Genomic DNA, 16,273 nt, shown 5'->3' with positions numbered 1-16,273 from the left:
TATCAGTACCAAATATTGTAGAACCAAAAAAACGGGAATCCATGAACTTAGGATTCTCGTTTTTTGTGCTTATATGAACGGAGTCAGCCCTTTTTATCACGTTTCAGCCAAGCAGCAGAAAAGAGATGGGAATCCATGAACAGACAAAAAAGTCGGAGACTATAGTCCCCGACAAATTATCAATATCATCTTTAATTAGAACCCGCAGCATCCAATCCATTTTGTACTGCTTCATTAACAATATCTTCAAGCAAATCTTGATAATTATTGCTAAACAAACAGTTGTCGACAATGGCTGGGTTCATAAATTGTTCTTCGCTGCACGTATCTAGTAATTGGCGAAGAGAATCATAGTAACCATTCATGTTTAGAACGCCCATTGGTTTAGTTTTAATAAGCCCAATGTCCATCCATGATAATGCCTGCATCAATTCTTCAAGGGTTCCAATACCTCCTGGGAAAACAAGGAAAGCATCAGCCTCAGTTAGCAACAATTTCTTTCGTTCATCGATCGTCTTTGTTGTAATTAAGCGTGTTGCGTTGTGTCGTGGTAATTCGGATTTGAATAGATTTTCTGGATAGATACCTAATACGTCACCATTATTATCAAGCGCAGCCTGACTGATGGTCCCCATGATACCAGATTGTGAGCCACCATAAACAAGTTCAATATGGCGAGCAGCTAGTTGGGTACCCAATTGTTTAGCAACCAATTGATATTGATTAGCACGTCCAAAGCGAGAACCACAAAAGACAGTTAGTTTCATAAAGATCACCTCTTTTTTTAAATTAATAACTCATGAGGCAATTTTACACGGAAGTTGGGTGAAAAGCTATCAGAACGCGAAAGAGACTGGTTAGGACACGAGCATTAATGTGACAAATATCTTGTTCCATGGTCTTTGGAACGAGATATTTGTCGGATTAAGCGGAATGTCCTAGTCTCTTTCGCGTATTTCAGCTCACCTCCCGTGATTTATCCAAAACACAACACCAATATTTTCCAATGTGCTAGTATAAATGAGTCATATAAAAACGGAGGTGGTGGTCAAAGTGGATCGTAATCACGAAAATCAAGTTATCGAGTTATGTGGTCAGGTTGGCAAAATATTGCTGGTTAATGGAGCAGAAATTCCCCGAGTTGAGGAAACTGTTGAGTATATCGGCCATTCTGCAGGTGTCGCAATTTCATGTTATGTCACGCTAACTGCCATTTTTATTTCAGTTGACACCGAACCGATGACCCATGTTGTAAAAACTAATCCAGGAAGCTTCAACCTACAGAAGGTTGATGAAATTAATGAATTGTCACGCGAATTTGTGGCCCAGGAAATTGGTTTTGATGAATTATCTAGACACGTTGCTCAAGTAGATCGTAAAGTAATTGATTTTAACTGGCCAAGTAAAATTATTGGTGCGGGATTAGTTTCGGTTGCACCAATGTTATTGTTTCGGACCGCATGGTCGGATCTAGCAATGGCATTCTGGATTGGTATCGTGGGTTATTTAGCGGCAATGTACGTGAAGAAAATTGCCGCAATTCCATTTATCGGTGAAGTAGTTGGCGGGTTCTCGGTAGCACTGTTAGCATTATTGGTTGTTCATTTTGGCTGGGCTAACAATAGTAATAACATCATTATTAGTGCACTAATGCCCCTGGTACCAGGTGTTCCAATTACAAATGCCTTCAGAGAGATTATTGCCGGTCATCTAATTTCTGGGGTGATGCGCACAATTAATGCTCTTTTAGTAGCTGGATTCATTGGATCTGGAGTGATATTAGCTGGTTTATTATTCAGAGCAGTTTTTGGTGTCTAGGAGGAACATGATGAAATTATTAATTGAATTTATCGTTAGTTTTTTATCTACGGTTGGATTTGGCATCATCACGAATGTACCTCGTAGGGCCTTACTTCCAGCCGGCATTGCGGGATCAATATCTTGGATTTGTTATTATCTCTTGATTGGCAACGGCACCCATATATTCTTACCAAACTTCGTAGCAGCAGTCGTTATTGGTGTTTTAGGTAATATTGGAGCGGTTCTAAGAAAGGTCCCTGTGAACACAATTTACGTGCCAAGTCTAGTTTCTTTGGTTCCAGGTGCCATTATTTTTCTAGGTATGAAAAATTTTACAAGTGGCAATACAGGTATTGCACAACAAGAATTTTTGAATACGGTACTGATTGCATTGGCTCTAGCACTGGGTTTCCTGTGTTCTGAAGCAGTAGCAAAGCCAATTCGGGCAAAAATTCAAGAATTAAATCGTTCTTAAGCAATTTTAATTATTTTATTATTCTGATAGAATGTACGTATAATAACTTAAATTGGAATGATTATATTATGAATATAGATCGATTCATAGAAGCAAGAAAACAAATGGGACTGTCACAAGCAGAACTGTGCGAAGGTATTTGCACACAGGCAACTCTCAGTAAATTTGAAAATTCAGGTAAGGCTCCAGCAATTAGAATCCTAATTAAGCTGTGTGCTCGTTTGCACTTGACCTTGGACGATGTTTTTCCAATCACACTGCATTCGCAAACTAAGCAAGAGCGGATGTTAGATGAAGCTGAGTTTACGCTTATCACTAGTGATTTCGACAGCGCCCGTGACAAATTAGCACAAATTCAAGCAAACAAGCTGTCACCTATGATTAAGATGCAATATTTTTACGTTATGGGTTATGTTTCGGCACTTACGGATCGACCAATCATCGATACGCTATTTTATTTTGACCAAATCATTAATGGTTTGGACGAACATCATGAGACGATCTATTCGCAATTGGCGTTTACGGGAATTGGTATTGCTTATAGTCATAACCAAGAGTATGACAAAGGTGAATTTTATTTCCAGAAAGTTTTCGAGGGTCTACATGAACTGCCACTAAACGATGATAAGGCACTGTGGCGTGCTTTAAATATGATTTTCTACACGGCTGAGTTTTTTGCACAAATTGAGGATTATAGTACTAGCGATTCACTACTAGATTATGGCTACGATGTGTGTTCCAAGAATCATGTTACGTATTATGTGGCGCGAATTAGATTCCGCCAAGCTCAGAATGCCAAAGCGAATAACAAATCGCAAGCCGAGATTATTGAATTGCTGAATGATTCAAGGGCGTTTGCTAAAATTAATGGTAATCAGAAATTGTTGGAACGGGTTAATGATAGTGAATTAGTTTAGTTGGTTTGTGGGACTGGCCTTTTGGGGTTGGTCCTTTTTTTGGTTGGGATTTGATTAAACGTGCAAAAGACGCAGATACTCATTTTATAAGGCACACCAACACATCAACTGCATAGACCGCAGTTAATGCATTGGTGTGCCTTATAAAACAGTATCTGAGCGCGTCTTTTTACACTCTTTGTTTGTGTAACCCCTTACAAAATGCTACCATTAAATAAGTAAGAGAGAACCAACTCATACAGGATGGAGGAATTTTTTTATGGCAGATCGTCTTAAAGATAAAGTTGCAATTATCACTGGTGGTGTGGCTGGAATTGGACTTGGTGTTGCTGAGTGCTACGTGCGCGAAGGCGCTAAAGTTGTTTTAACAGCCAACCATAACGTTGATGGTGGTAAGAAGGCAGTTGCACAATTTGGTGATGACAAAGCGTTGTTTGTCCAAATGGATGTGGCCACCGAAGAAGGCTGGAATAAGGTCATTAAAGAAACTATCGCTAAGTTTGGTAAGCTAGATATCTTGGTTAACAATGCGGGTATTGGCGGAGATGGCAGTCCAATTGAGAATATGAGTCTTGATAACTGGAACAAAGTTATTAATGTTAACTTGACCGGTAATTTCTTGGGCGTGAAGGCCGCGATTAACGCAATGAAGGATACAAATGGTGGACACGGTTCAATCATCAATGTTTCTTCCGTTGCTGGCTTAGTTGGATTACCAATGGCGCCAGATTACTCAGCATCAAAGGGTGGAACCAGAATGTTTAGCCATGCGGTTGCTCTATCATTGGCACAACGTAAAATTGATATTCGAGTAAATTCAGTTCATCCGGGATGGATTGACACATCGATTGTGCCAGAACAAGCAAAAGCAGCGATCTTACAAACCATTCCTGTGGGCCACATGGGTGAACCAAAGGACATTGGAGAAATCTGTGTATACTTAGGTAGCGAAGAATCCAAGTATGCGAATGGAGCAGAATTCACGGTGGACGGCGGAGTTAGAGCCTAAATCAGAGTGATAAAAAGAGCGGGTTGACCCACATCATATAAGTAGAAAAAGCGGTGCATCACCGATCTGTGGTGATGCACCGCTTTTTCTACTTATATGATGTGGGTCAGCTCTTTTTATCACGTTTCAGACAAAAAGTTAAATTCATCTAAATCTTGATGCTAGACGTTAAGCAACGTGAATCATCCTTTTCATGGATATTTCAGAAAAAGTCTGAAATTTTTCCAACCAAAACCACCACGAATGATATAAATCTCTCATAAATAACAACCTACATATCCAAATATATGAATAAAATAATAACAAATGTTGCAAAAATACATAAATGGCAAATTCAAGATAAAAATTTGAAAAGAATTTTAAATTTTTATAAGTTCCCAATTTATAAGCATGTAAGCGGTACCTGTATAACTATAAATACTGATACTAAGGCTTTCTAAGTTAAAAAAATTCGAAATCAATTTGACCGTTTTTCACTAAGCTGTTAGAATATATTAATCAGATTTTAATATTCATGGGTAGAGTCCGAATACATAAAATATAAATCAGAAAATCTAATCTATTCTATTCACATTACTTTAGGTTCTGCCCTATAGGAGGATATGTGTATGGCAAGTTTGAAGGAAAAGATCTTCCGAAAAGAAGATCCTAGTGTTTATGACACAAAAGATGCGCATTTGGTGCGTTCATTGCGGGTGCGTGATTTCTTAGCACTCGGGGTTGGGACCATTGTTTCAACTTCTATTTTTACTCTACCAGGGGTTGTGGCAGCACAACATGCTGGTCCAGCCGTTGCATTGTCATTCTTGGTTGCTGCGATTGTTGCCGGCTTGGTGGCTTTTGCATACGCTGAAATGTCTGCTGCAATGCCATTTGCTGGTTCAGCTTATTCATGGATTAACGTTATTTTTGGTGAATTTTTTGGTTGGATTGCCGGTTGGGCACTATTGGCAGAATACTTTATTGCCGTGGCCTTTGTTGGGTCAGGGCTGTCCTCTAACTTCCGTGGCTTGATTGCACCTCTTGGACTTAGTTTGCCAAAACAGCTATCTAATGCCGTTGGTGTTAATGGTGGTGTGATCGATTTAGTTGCCGCAATTGCGATTGTGATTGTTGCTTTGCTGTTGTCGCGTGGCGTTTCATCTGCAGCCCGCGTTGAAAACGTGCTGGTTGTTTTGAAAGTTCTCGCCGTATTACTGTTCTTGGCAGTTGGTGTAACTGCAATTAAGGCTCACAACTACGTGCCATTTATTCCTAAATATCGCGCTACTGCTGATGGTGCATTTGGTGGTTGGCAAGGTATCTATGCTGGGGTTTCAGAAATCTTCCTTGCATATATTGGTTTTGACTCAATTGCCGCCAATTCGGCTGAAGCAAAGGATCCACAAAAGACAATGCCTCGTGGTATCTTAGGTTCACTTGTGATTGCCGTGGTCTTGTTCGTGGGTGTTGCTCTTGTCCTAGTTGGTATGTTCAAGTATTCAGATTACGCAAACAACGCTGAACCCGTTGGCTGGGCACTTCGTGAAAGTGGTCATGCTGTGGTAGCTTCAGTTGTGCAAGCAATTGCCGTTATTGGTATGTTTACTGCTCTAATTGGGATGACACTTGCCGGCTCACGTTTGATCTATTCATTCGGCCGTGATGGCTTATTGCCAAAATGGTTGGGCAAATTGGACTCAAAGAAGCGTCCTAACCGCGCACTTGCAGTTATTACTGTAGTTGGTGTTGTTGTTGGCTCACTATTCCCATTTGCATTCTTGGCACAACTTATTTCTGCCGGGACACTAATTGCGTTCATGTTCGTTTCGCTTGGTGTATATGGATTACGTCGTCGTGAAGGTAAGGATATTCAAAATCCAAGCTTTAAGATGCCGTTCTACCCAGTATTGCCAGCCCTTGGTTTTATTGGTTCGTTGATTGTCTTCTGGGGCCTTGGTACAGACGCTAAGATTTATGCTGGTGTTTGGTTCTTACTCGGACTGGTTATTTACTTTGTATACGGTTCACGTCACTCATACTTGAATGACAACGGTAAGCAACAGGCTAAAGACAGCAAAGAAGGTTAATACCATGAGTCAAAGCGAAAATGAGAAATTATTAGCTGAGGAAACTTCTGCGTATTCATCTGCAGCACGGGTCAAGTATTACAATATTGTTATTAAAAGCGGTAAGGGTGCTACCATTACAGACGCCAACGATCGTACCTATATTGATCTGTTGGCCAGTGCTTCGGCAACAAACACGGGGCATAGTCACCCACACGTTGTCAAAGCAATCCAAGATCAAGCAGCCAAGTTGATCGAATACACTCCTGCATATTTTGCTAATGATCAAGGGGCACGGTTGGCTCCACGGTTGACCAAATTAGCACCAATTAGCGGCCCTGTTGAATTAGCCTGGGGCAACTCGGGTTCCGATGCTAACGATGCGATTATTAAGTACTCGCGCGCCTATACGGGTCGGCAGTACGTTGTTAGCTTCACTGGTGCATATCATGGTTCAACATACGGATCAATGACGGTTTCCAGCGTTAGCTTAAATATGAGCCGAAAAATTGGACCGTTGTTACCAGGGGTTGTCAAAGTGCCATATCCGGATCCATGGCAAAAATTAAAGGGTGAGAGCGAAGATGATTTCGTGGAACGCATGTTTAACGCGTTCAAATTACCCTTTGAAACGTATTTGCCGGCTGAAGAAGTAGCTGTTATCTTGATTGAACCAATTCAAGGTGATGGCGGGATCTGCAAGGCGCCTACTGAGTACATCAAGAAGGTTTATCAGTTTGCCCATGAACATGGAATCTTGTTTGCCGTTGATGAAGTTAATCAGGGAATGGGTCGGACAGGTAAGTGGTGGTCGATTGAGCGCTTTGGCGTTGAACCCGACTTAATGTCAGTTGGTAAGTCACTTGCCTCTGGACTACCATTAAGCGCTGTAATGGGTCGTGCTGAAATAATGAACTCTTTGGAATCACCCGCACATGTATTTACAACGGCTGGTAATCCAGTCAGCTGTGCGGCCGCTAATGCAACAATTGACGTTATTGAAGATGAACATTTATTAGATCGTTCAACAAAACTCGGCAAATTGGCCGAAGATTTCTTTAACGATGCTAAGAAAAAATATGATTTCATTGGCGACGTTAGGATGTATGGATTAGACGGTGGAATTGATATCATTGATCCTAAAACAGGTAAGGGTGATGATGAAGCAACAACTAAGTTGATCTACAGAATCTTCGAGTTGGGTGCCATCATTATCAGTTTGAGGGGCAACGTGTTGAGATTCCAACCACCGTTGGTCATAACAGAAGAACAGCTAAAACAAGCGTTTAAAATCATCGATCAAGCATTTTCAGAGTTAAAGGAAGGTAAACTTTCCTTACCTGATAATGCGGATGAGATTGGTTGGTAAACAAATTAGGTGCGGATCTAAGCGATTAGATCCGAGCAATAATTGAGAACCGGGCATCATCGGCACTTTCGATGGTGTCCGGTTCTTGATTATGCACAGGATCTGCTTAGAGGAGCCGGTTATCAAAAAAAGGTGCGGATCTAATCGCTTAGATCCGAGCAATAATTGAGAACCGGGCATCATCGGCACTTTCGATGGTGTCCGGTTCTTGATTATGCACAGGATCTGCTTAGAGGAGCCGGTTATCAAAAAAAGGTGCGGATCTAATCGCTTAGATCCGAGCAATAATTGAGAACCGGGCATCATCGGCACTTTCGATGGTGTCCGGTTCTTGATTATGCACAGGATCTGCTTAGAGGAGCCAGTTATCAAAAAAGGTGCGGAGAGTATCAAACAAACTTGACACCCGAGACTACAATTTAAAGAGACAAAGAGACAAAGTAAACTAATCGCAACTCCAGTGATCAGTTTACTTTGTCTCTTTATTTTTCCAAAACATTGTTTAATTCCTTATACTGACTAGTCATCCACTTAACATAAGTCGTATGAGCTGGCATCGTTTCAGTGACCTTCAATACCGGAACGTTGTGCTTTTTAGCTAATTGTACGAAGTTAGACACAGTGGTACTTGAAACTTGTTTGTTGTCCACAAAAAATCTGATTTTACGATCAGTGATGCCTTGCTGCATTGTTTCAATTGATTTAACAGAGGGGTCTGTACTTTTTTCAATGGCATTTTCAAAACTAACATCCGCAACCTTGAAACCCATCGCTTTGATGGAGTAGTCAAATACAGGTTCACTTACATAGACAGATTTAATTTTACTTGCTTTAGCAGTTTTCTTTAACTGTTTCAGTTCGTCTTGCATTGGCTTTAATGATTTAATATATTTTTTTGCGTTAGCTTCAAAATATTTTTTATGTTGAGGTTGTTGCTTGGCTAGTTTGGCGGCTAAGTAATTGGAATACTTAATCATAGTGGTGGGGTTATACCAAACGTGTGGGTTATCACCTTTTTTAAGCCCCATGATGTCGCTACCTACTTTAATATAGACATGATCTGAGGAATTATTAACTAGTTTATCCATCCATGAATCGTATCCAAGCCCGTTGGCAATGACAATATCAGCCTTGCTAACGGCCTTGGCAGTGTTAGTGGTTGGCTCGAAATCGTGAGGGTCAATTGATGGTTTATTGATGATCGAAGTGACGGTGCCTTTATTACCAACAACGGCTTTAGCTACCTGACCGTAGAAGTTGGTGGTGGCTACAATTCTAATTTTACCAGTGTGGTCGCTGGTTTGCTGTTTGCCACAGCCAGCGAGTACCACCATTAATATTAATCCCAAGCTTAACAGCATGAGACGTTTGAATTTAAATTTCATTTATGCGGCTCCTATATCGTAACTATTACTATCCAAGGTTAACTGAATTATTGAGTAATGTAAATTTAAATTTTTATATTGATTGCATCCATACGTGGTACAACCGGTATTAGTGGACAATCATAATCGTTTACCTATATACTGGTTGTTATGCTGAAAAAATCGTTAGGAGGTATTGATATGCAACGGACAACCAGGCGCGCGATTTTTATCTTGGTGTTTAGTGAATTTTTGGTATGTTTGGGAATCAGTCTTGTGATCCCTGTAATGCCGTTTATTAAAAATGAACTTCATTTAACAGCAACCGACATGGGAATTATGACATCGTTATTTGCTCTCACCCAGTTTATAGCGTCACCGATTATCGGGCGCGTATCCGATCAATTTGGTCGTAAGCCGGTACTAGTTATCGGACTCTTTTTATATATGTTATCGGAATTTTTGTTTGCGATAACGAATTATTTGTGGATGTTTGACATCTCACGAATTGTCGGCGGTTTATCAGCCGCCATGGTGGTGCCGACGGCAATGGCAATGGCCGCTGATATTACAACAAAAAGGCAACGTGCAAAAGTCATTGGCTGGCTTTCTGCTGCGTTTAGTGGTGGTTTGATACTTGGACCCGGATTGGGCGGTTTACTAGCTAAAATCGACTATAAAGCACCATTCTGGGTAGCTGGTGTATTGGGATTGCTCAGCATGTTTGCAATGATTGCGATGTTGCCCAAACAAGATGCATTACCTCACAACGTTGAGGAAAAACAGCATGAGTCTACTAAACAGGGCTGGACGGCCGCTAAGTCTCTATTATTAAGTAGACCGGTGGTACTGCTATTCATTATGATTCTTGTATCTTCATTTGGCCTGCAAGGATTTGAAAGTATTTATAGTATTTATGTCAATGAGGTATTTAAGTTCAGCTTAAATGATATTGCAATTGTACTAACATTTAACGGACTGATTTCTCTATTTTTCCAAGTAGTGTTGTTTGATCGAATGGTATTGTGGTTGAATGAAACGAGATTGATCAGGTATAGCTTCTTTCTCAGCTTTGGGGGGACAATCTGGATTATGGTGGCACATACAAAGATTGAAGTCATGATTGCAACTTTAATTGTGTTTACAGCGTTTGATTTATTAAGACCAGCGATTACTACAATGTTAACGAAGATTAGTCCAAACAACCAAGGCTTGATTAACGGACTCAATATGTCGTTAACAAGTGTCGGCAATGTCATCGGTCCGATCATTTCAGGTAGTTTATTAGATTGGAATTACCACTATCCATACATGGTAGTCGCAGTATTCCTGATCGTATCATTTTTCACTACGTATAGCATCAAGCAGAGAACGTAGTGAGGCGATTAGCTCGTGTAAAATAAGGGAAAGATGGTCATTAAGACGTGAACTTTGTCCTGATGACCATCTTTCCCTTATTTTATGTCGAGTTGCCTCACGGAGTTCATTTTAACAGAGAACGTAGAGGGGCGGTTAGCTCACGAGCATTAACTGAATGAGTCGCGTAATCCCTGAACTTGGGATTGCGTGACTCATTTGGTTAAGCGCAGTGAGTTGCCCCTCGCAGTTCATTTAATCTATATTGAATAAATGAAATACAAATATTTCCAAAAAAACAACCTTACATCACGAAGATGTAGGGTTGTTTGCATTCAATGTATTAAAGCTTAATTTTTTGACCAATCAAAATGGTATTAGTATCTGAAATACCATTGAGTGAAGCCAAGGTACTTACTGAAACGCCATACTTAGCAGCGATAGCTGATAAGGTATCACCACTCTTAACTGTGTAAGCAGATGATGAGCTTGATGAGCTAGTCTTAGAACTGCTTGATGATCCGCTTAACTTAATGGTCTGACCAACCAAGATTGAGTTAGCATTTGAAATGCCGTTCAGTGAAGCTAAGGTACTTACCGAAACACCATATTTAGCAGCGATGGCTGATAAAGTGTCACCACTCTTAACCGTGTAAGCAGAAGAACTTGATGAACTACTGCTTGTTGATGAAGAACTGCTTGATGATCCGCTCAACTTGATGGTTTGACCAACCAAGATTGAGTTGGCATTTGAAATACCGTTTATTGAAGCTAAGGTACTTACTGAAACACCATATTTAGCAGCGATAGCCGAAAGTGTATCACCACTCTTAACAGTGTATGACCCACTAGCAGAAGAGCTAGAAGAACTACTTGATGTTGTTGAGCTTGATGCACTCAACTTAATGGTTTGACCAACATAGATCAAATTAGCATTGCTAATGTTGTTGATTGAAGCAAGTGCTGCCGAAGTAGTTCCGTACTTTGTGGCAATTGCAGAGAGTGAATCGCCGTTCTTAACTGTATATGTGCCTGAAGCACTTGAAGTAGTTGTTGAACTGCTTGATGAAGAACTGCTTAACTTTATCACTTGACCAACGTAAATCAAGTTGGCATTGCTGATGCTGTTAATTGTGGCAAGTGCTGCCGAAGTAGTTCCATGACTTGAAGCGATGCCTGAAAGTGTATCACCACTCTTAACGGTATAAGTACCGGTAGCACTTGAACTTGTTGATGAAGAGCTAGTTGACGATGAGCTTGATGTCGATGCCTTCACGAGTAACTGCTGTCCAATGTAAATCAAGTTGGCATTACTGATGTTATTCAATGATGCTAACGTAGCACTAGTCGTGTTGTAATTTGAAGCAATGCCTGAAAGTGTATCACCACTTTTAACAGTGTAGTACGAAGAGTTAGTTGAACTTGAAGAACTGCTTGAACTAGAAGTTGAACTACCACTTGATTGAAGACTGGCACCAGCAAGAGCAATTGCATCAATCTGAGTTAAGTTATAAGTCTGAATAAGTGAAATTAATGAACTTGCATAGTTTGGATCAGTTGCATAACCATCTGATTGTAAGTCTTGAGCAACTGTTCTGTAGTTTGTAACGCCTAACAAGTTCTTGTACCGTGAGTTTGAATATAGGAAGTAACCATGATCGGCAACACTTTCAGAGTTGTTTGCATAAGCTCTGAATTCTGCGTAGACGGTGATGTACTTGCCATTTACATATTCACGAGTTGGGTAGTTAACGTAGTTGCCGTTATAAGATCCCTTGATTCCAAAGAGGTTATGAGCCTGTGTTGATAATGAAGACTTACCCCAACCACTTTCAAGAATTGCTTGAGCAACTGTAACTGAAGGTAGGACACCATATTCTTCCCAACCTTGGATTGCCCCAGCTTGGACACTTTCAATGAATGCTTGAAGTGAAGCGTTTGAGCTATATGTTGGTTGAGTGGCCGTTGCACTGGCTGCGACCGCGGTAACGGTTTGTGCAACACCAGTTTCTTTGTATACTTCTGCGGCTGCAGATTTTGCGGCTTCAAGTGCATCACTGTTTTCAGTAACCAAAACAGCAGTTTGAACAGCTGATGAAGCGGCGGTGCTTGTTGCTGCACTAGCGCTGGTTAATGTTTTAGCAGCAGATGATGCAGTTGCTGTACTACTTGAAGAAGTTGCTGATGAAGCAGCACTAGCAGAAGTTGCAGATGTAGATGCTGAAGATACGGCGTTTGATTTTACAGCAGAACTGGCTGCACTACTCTGGGCTGTTGAAGCACTTGCGGTGGTTGCTGAACTTGATGCTTGGCTTGCAGAACTTGTGGTAGCCGAAACAGATGAAGTTGCGTCACTTAAAGCAGCTGAGGCACTGTTAGCATCGGCACTACTTGCTGATGTGGCATCCGAGTTAGCTGATGAAGCAGCAGTTGCATCTGAACTTGCAGATGATGATGCATCAGAACTAGCACTTGCTGTAGAAGTAGCGGTTGAACTTGATGCGCTTAATACTGCAACATTACTTGTAGTGCTTGAATTCTGGTCGGCAGCTGATTGAGTCGTATCGGCATGAGCTGTAACACCCGTTGCACCAAGGCCGATTGAAATGGCTGCAATACTTGCAAAGACCCATTTGCGACCCTGCTTGTACATTTTATAATGTAATTGGTGATCAATATTATGTGATTGCATTCTGCGTCTCTCCTTTATTGAAAAAAAGCAAATTAAGTTGTGAATTTATTGATAAGAAAAAATAACAAATATTAAGGAAACATTAAGATTATTAATTTAGTTACACGATAATCTAAAACCACTGTGGTGTCAACGACTTGTAGAATGCAAACATCTGTTTTCATCAAAGCCTGAATGTGTGGTCATATGTGCCTTTCCAAAGAAAAAGCGCGGGAACATAATTGCGTTTCTCGTGCTTTTGTAACATATTTGTAATATTAAAATTGAACTTTTAATACGTGAGAACTTCTCTACCTATATATGATTACGCATTTTTCATAAAACGGCGTAATGCTTGAACTTCTTGGTCACTCGGAGTAGTCGTCATCGATTTAATATTGTGAACTTGTTCCACCGATAATTGACTACCAAAAGCGATGTCGTTATCCGCCATATGCTTTTTCTTCTCAAAATCAATGATTTCTTCCGCTAGTTTACTCAAGTTATCCATTTCCAACCACTCCTTATAAAAATATTATTAAGTATTACCAAACCTATAGCTCTATTGTAACTTTTTTCGGTAAAATAATCACAGAAAATTCTGTTTTGAAGATTTTATGGTATATTTATGTCATAATTTAGAGAGACAATAGAGATGGGAGTTAGCAATTATGTTAACAGGTTGGAATTGGATTGGTGCATTACTTTGGATAGTCGCCATCGTATACTTGATTTTTGTTATTCATTTTATTAGAGTACGGCAGTTAAGATTAATCGTTAAAACAAAAAAGTCTTTTGCATGGAAAAACTTTTGGCAATATGCTGGCTTACTGGTAATTGCAGCAGCAGCCTTTATAATGATGGCTTACTTCACCTTCTTCCGTAAGGTGGACTATGGCAATCACAACGAAGTGACAATTAGTACCACATATCGTCCACTTGTATTAACATCCGTCAAAGACGATTTTTACTATGCACAGGCACAACGTCGAGACAGTGGTTCACACCCCGTGATCTCGTATTCATATTGGACTAAGGGTAGTAAGTACACTGTTAGTGGACATAATGCTTCAGTTGCAGTAGGAACTAAACCGATGGATATGGCTGCATCAGTCTACCCATGGAACAATAAAGAATTAAAGAAGCAGGATGAAAAAAATGGTAAGGCATTTGTTGCCGAAATGAGCGTGAAGTACAAGAATAGTTTTATTAATGGGTTGGGTATGCGTAGCGGACGAGATGCCGATCATTACACGCTGATTCGTGTACCATCAACAAACTTTGTTGATAAAAATTAGATATTTCATTTTTGAAGCTGTGGAAGTTCAATTCCATAGCTTTTTTTGTGCAATGAAAGATACAATATCGTGTACAATGGTTGAATTAATTTGTAAAATCTAGATAGTGAATGCAAAGATGGAGGAAAAACGATGCAATGGTTATTATTAGTCGGATCATGGGTGGCAGTCGCAATAATTGTCGGCGGATTAATGCTGAGCTTAAAGTCGAATAAAGTCCGACTATTAAATGGAGTAATTGGTAATCTATTGCTCGTAATGATCTTTTTTTCTTTAACGATGACTGTTATTTACATTAATGACAGACGGTTAAGTAGCGTCTTTATAGTTTTACTAATCCTGATTTTAATTCCGATCATTATTACATATTTACTATCTGGGATTATGCTATTGTGGAATGCCCTAATTGTATGGCGCCATGAAAGCCATACCTTGCAGAATATGCTGACATTATTAATTGGGTTAGCCATCATTGTTAGTCCATTTGTATTTGGGATGATCGATAAATATTTTCCAAGCTCAATTGCGGCAGCTATTACCGCTGTGACGGATGTAATTGTACTGTACGTGATTTTCTGGTTTTTAAACTTCTTAACGTCGTTTTTCTTATCTAGAATTTTTAGACCTAGCTACGATAAACAGTACATCATTGTTTTGGGAGCTGGTTTAATTAAAGGACGCACAGTGACACCATTGTTAGCAGCCCGTATTAAACGAGCTAAGGATTTCAGTGATTTACAGATTAGTAAAACAGGGTTGGCTCCAGTAATTGTCATATCCGGTGGTCAAGGGCCGGACGAAAAGGTGCCAGAGTCACAGGCAATGAAAGAATACGCCCTATCACTAGGCATCGATAATGATCACATTTTTATGGAGTCAAAATCTAAAACAACACTACAAAACATGCAATTCTCGAAGAAAATTCTAGAAAATAACGATATTGATCTGAGCAAAGGATTATTTGCCACTAGTGATTTTCATACGTATCGAGCCGCAGGTTATGCGCGCTATGTTGGTCTGAATATTAATGGATTATCCGCTAAAACTAGCCATTTTTTCATTCCTAATGCTTTGTTACGAGAATATGCAGCAATTTTACTAAGTCATAAAAAATTCCATATAATTGCGTTAGCGGTACTAATTATATTTTCAATCGTGCAAACAACTACGCATGTGATTCCGCATTTATTCTAAGGAGAGATTACAATGACAACTTTCTTAACGAATTCAATGATTGAAAAAACTAAAAATATGATTGATGCAAACGACAAATTGGAAGGCTTTGTGCCTGGCGAAGGATCACTGACACCGCAATTTACAATTGTCAGCGAGGCTCCTGGACGTGTGGAGGCTCAAACCGGTCACGGATTCATGGGGCCGGCTGGTAAGACACTAAACGAATGGTTGGCAAAGTTGGATGTTACACGTGATCAAATTTATTTAACCGGTGCCGTCAGAAGCAGGCCGTTCAATGAAAGAAATGGTCGTAAAAGTGACCGCAAACCAACCAAAAAAGAAGAGCAGGCATTTGCACCCTTACTTGATTTTGAATTAGGGCAGTTACCAGTGAACCATGATTTACTAATTCCACTGGGAAATACTGGATTACAACGACTAGTTGGTACATCAGTAAAAATTGGGGATGTGCATGGTCAACTTTTTAATTCAGCAATTAGGGTATGGAATGGTAAAAAGTATGAATGGTCACAACGTCAGTACCCAATTGTGGCACTGTATCATCCTTCATACGTGCGTCGTTTTCCTAAAATGGCGACAACTGCAAATGAAGATTTAAAACACCTGAAGTCAATATTGATGTAAAGATTGTAAATAGAAGCATGATTGCCTCTATTTTTTTTGTTATGAATAAGGCCGAAAATACTGTTTCTACTAAGTTAATGTTATGTTTTATAACATTGTTGAGACGGTTACACTAACTTTTAGTGGATTTTTTGAATTAATTACT

The 16,273-nt window shown here is 39.9% G+C and carries 14 protein-coding genes; 10 read left to right on the top strand and 4 right to left on the bottom strand.

Features of this window, described 5'->3' with window-relative positions; translation table 11 throughout:
• Positions 1–191: 191 nt before the first annotated feature.
• On the bottom strand, positions 192–767 hold the full coding sequence (locus FD16_RS05145) for an LOG family protein (protein ID WP_010621213.1): 576 nt from the start codon (positions 765–767) through the stop codon (positions 192–194).
• A gap of 286 nt (positions 768–1,053) precedes the next feature.
• Between FD16_RS05145 and FD16_RS05140 the strand changes: the two genes are divergently transcribed.
• From FD16_RS05140 to FD16_RS05115, 6 genes are all read left to right on the top strand, one after another.
• Entirely contained in the window at positions 1,054–1,818 is a 765-nt protein-coding gene (locus FD16_RS05140; RefSeq protein WP_010621214.1) for a threonine/serine exporter family protein, read from the top strand.
• A 10-nt stretch (positions 1,819–1,828) separates the two neighbouring features.
• Positions 1,829–2,275, top strand: a complete 447-nt coding sequence (locus tag FD16_RS05135; RefSeq protein ID WP_010621215.1) for a threonine/serine exporter family protein — start codon at positions 1,829–1,831, stop codon at positions 2,273–2,275.
• A 68-nt stretch (positions 2,276–2,343) separates the two neighbouring features.
• Entirely contained in the window at positions 2,344–3,192 is an 849-nt protein-coding gene (locus FD16_RS05130; RefSeq protein WP_029508295.1) for a helix-turn-helix domain-containing protein, read from the top strand.
• A 259-nt stretch (positions 3,193–3,451) separates the two neighbouring features.
• The gene (locus FD16_RS05125) at positions 3,452–4,201 is read left to right on the top strand and encodes a glucose 1-dehydrogenase (protein WP_010621217.1); all 750 of its coding nucleotides are present in this window, start codon (positions 3,452–3,454) and stop codon (positions 4,199–4,201) included.
• Between the two features lie 608 nt (positions 4,202–4,809).
• The gene (locus FD16_RS05120) at positions 4,810–6,270 is read left to right on the top strand and encodes an APC family permease (RefSeq protein ID WP_010621218.1); all 1,461 of its coding nucleotides are present in this window, start codon (positions 4,810–4,812) and stop codon (positions 6,268–6,270) included.
• Positions 6,271–6,274: 4 nt separating this feature from the next.
• On the top strand, positions 6,275–7,618 hold the full coding sequence (locus FD16_RS05115) for an aspartate aminotransferase family protein (RefSeq protein ID WP_010621219.1): 1,344 nt from the start codon (positions 6,275–6,277) through the stop codon (positions 7,616–7,618).
• A 482-nt stretch (positions 7,619–8,100) separates the two neighbouring features.
• Here FD16_RS05115 and FD16_RS05110 read toward each other — a convergent pair whose 3' ends face one another.
• Positions 8,101–9,003, bottom strand: coding sequence for a metal ABC transporter solute-binding protein (locus FD16_RS05110; protein WP_010621220.1), 903 nt, complete (start codon positions 9,001–9,003; stop codon positions 8,101–8,103).
• A 180-nt stretch (positions 9,004–9,183) separates the two neighbouring features.
• Between FD16_RS05110 and FD16_RS05105 the strand changes: the two genes are divergently transcribed.
• Positions 9,184–10,359 (top strand): MFS transporter, encoded by a 1,176-nt coding sequence (locus FD16_RS05105; RefSeq protein WP_010621221.1) that lies wholly within the window; start codon positions 9,184–9,186, stop codon positions 10,357–10,359.
• A gap of 322 nt (positions 10,360–10,681) precedes the next feature.
• Here the strand turns inward: FD16_RS05105 and FD16_RS05100 are convergent, their stop codons facing one another.
• Both FD16_RS05100 and FD16_RS05095 read right to left on the bottom strand, forming a co-directional pair.
• Positions 10,682–13,030, bottom strand: coding sequence for a LysM peptidoglycan-binding domain-containing protein (locus tag FD16_RS05100; protein WP_010621222.1), 2,349 nt, complete (start codon positions 13,028–13,030; stop codon positions 10,682–10,684).
• Between the two features lie 304 nt (positions 13,031–13,334).
• Complete coding sequence (locus tag FD16_RS05095) at positions 13,335–13,520, bottom strand: LBP_cg2779 family protein (protein ID WP_010621223.1); 186 nt, start codon at positions 13,518–13,520, stop codon at positions 13,335–13,337.
• Between the two features lie 160 nt (positions 13,521–13,680).
• On the opposite strand from FD16_RS05095, the gene FD16_RS05090 reads away from it, so the two are divergent.
• From FD16_RS05090 to FD16_RS05080, 3 genes are all read left to right on the top strand, one after another.
• The gene (locus FD16_RS05090; protein ID WP_010621224.1) at positions 13,681–14,307 is read left to right on the top strand and encodes an LVIS_2131 family protein; all 627 of its coding nucleotides are present in this window, start codon (positions 13,681–13,683) and stop codon (positions 14,305–14,307) included.
• A 132-nt stretch (positions 14,308–14,439) separates the two neighbouring features.
• A complete protein-coding gene (locus FD16_RS05085; RefSeq protein ID WP_010621225.1) occupies positions 14,440–15,501 on the top strand; it encodes a YdcF family protein in 1,062 nt (353 codons plus the stop codon).
• A gap of 12 nt (positions 15,502–15,513) precedes the next feature.
• On the top strand, positions 15,514–16,128 hold the full coding sequence (locus tag FD16_RS05080; protein WP_010621226.1) for a uracil-DNA glycosylase: 615 nt from the start codon (positions 15,514–15,516) through the stop codon (positions 16,126–16,128).
• Positions 16,129–16,273: the final 145 nt, after the last annotated feature.

Source organism: Paucilactobacillus suebicus DSM 5007 = KCTC 3549, assembly GCF_001434475.1.
Taxonomy (GTDB): domain Bacteria; phylum Bacillota; class Bacilli; order Lactobacillales; family Lactobacillaceae; genus Paucilactobacillus; species Paucilactobacillus suebicus.
Note: the sequence above shows the minus strand (reverse complement) of the source record. Positions and strands in the feature narration are given on the sequence as shown.

Excerpts from the sequence above, each read along its gene's own strand:
- FD16_RS05115 (WP_010621219.1), top strand. The coding sequence starts at position 6,275 with ATGAGTCAAAGCGAAAATGAGAAATTATTAGCTGAGGAAACTTCTGCG.
- FD16_RS05090 (WP_010621224.1), top strand. The coding sequence starts at position 13,681 with ATGTTAACAGGTTGGAATTGGATTGGTGCATTACTTTGGATAGTCGCC.
- FD16_RS05135 (WP_010621215.1), top strand. The coding sequence starts at position 1,829 with ATGAAATTATTAATTGAATTTATCGTTAGTTTTTTATCTACGGTTGGA.
- FD16_RS05100 (WP_010621222.1), bottom strand. The coding sequence starts at position 13,030 with ATGCAATCACATAATATTGATCACCAATTACATTATAAAATGTACAAG.
- FD16_RS05105 (WP_010621221.1), top strand. The coding sequence starts at position 9,184 with ATGCAACGGACAACCAGGCGCGCGATTTTTATCTTGGTGTTTAGTGAA.
- FD16_RS05085 (WP_010621225.1), top strand. The coding sequence starts at position 14,440 with ATGCAATGGTTATTATTAGTCGGATCATGGGTGGCAGTCGCAATAATT.
- FD16_RS05130 (WP_029508295.1), top strand. The coding sequence starts at position 2,344 with ATGAATATAGATCGATTCATAGAAGCAAGAAAACAAATGGGACTGTCA.
- FD16_RS05120 (WP_010621218.1), top strand. The coding sequence starts at position 4,810 with ATGGCAAGTTTGAAGGAAAAGATCTTCCGAAAAGAAGATCCTAGTGTT.
- FD16_RS05080 (WP_010621226.1), top strand. The coding sequence starts at position 15,514 with ATGACAACTTTCTTAACGAATTCAATGATTGAAAAAACTAAAAATATG.
- FD16_RS05095 (WP_010621223.1), bottom strand. The coding sequence starts at position 13,520 with ATGGATAACTTGAGTAAACTAGCGGAAGAAATCATTGATTTTGAGAAG.
- FD16_RS05145 (WP_010621213.1), bottom strand. The coding sequence starts at position 767 with ATGAAACTAACTGTCTTTTGTGGTTCTCGCTTTGGACGTGCTAATCAA.
- FD16_RS05110 (WP_010621220.1), bottom strand. The coding sequence starts at position 9,003 with ATGAAATTTAAATTCAAACGTCTCATGCTGTTAAGCTTGGGATTAATA.
- FD16_RS05125 (WP_010621217.1), top strand. The coding sequence starts at position 3,452 with ATGGCAGATCGTCTTAAAGATAAAGTTGCAATTATCACTGGTGGTGTG.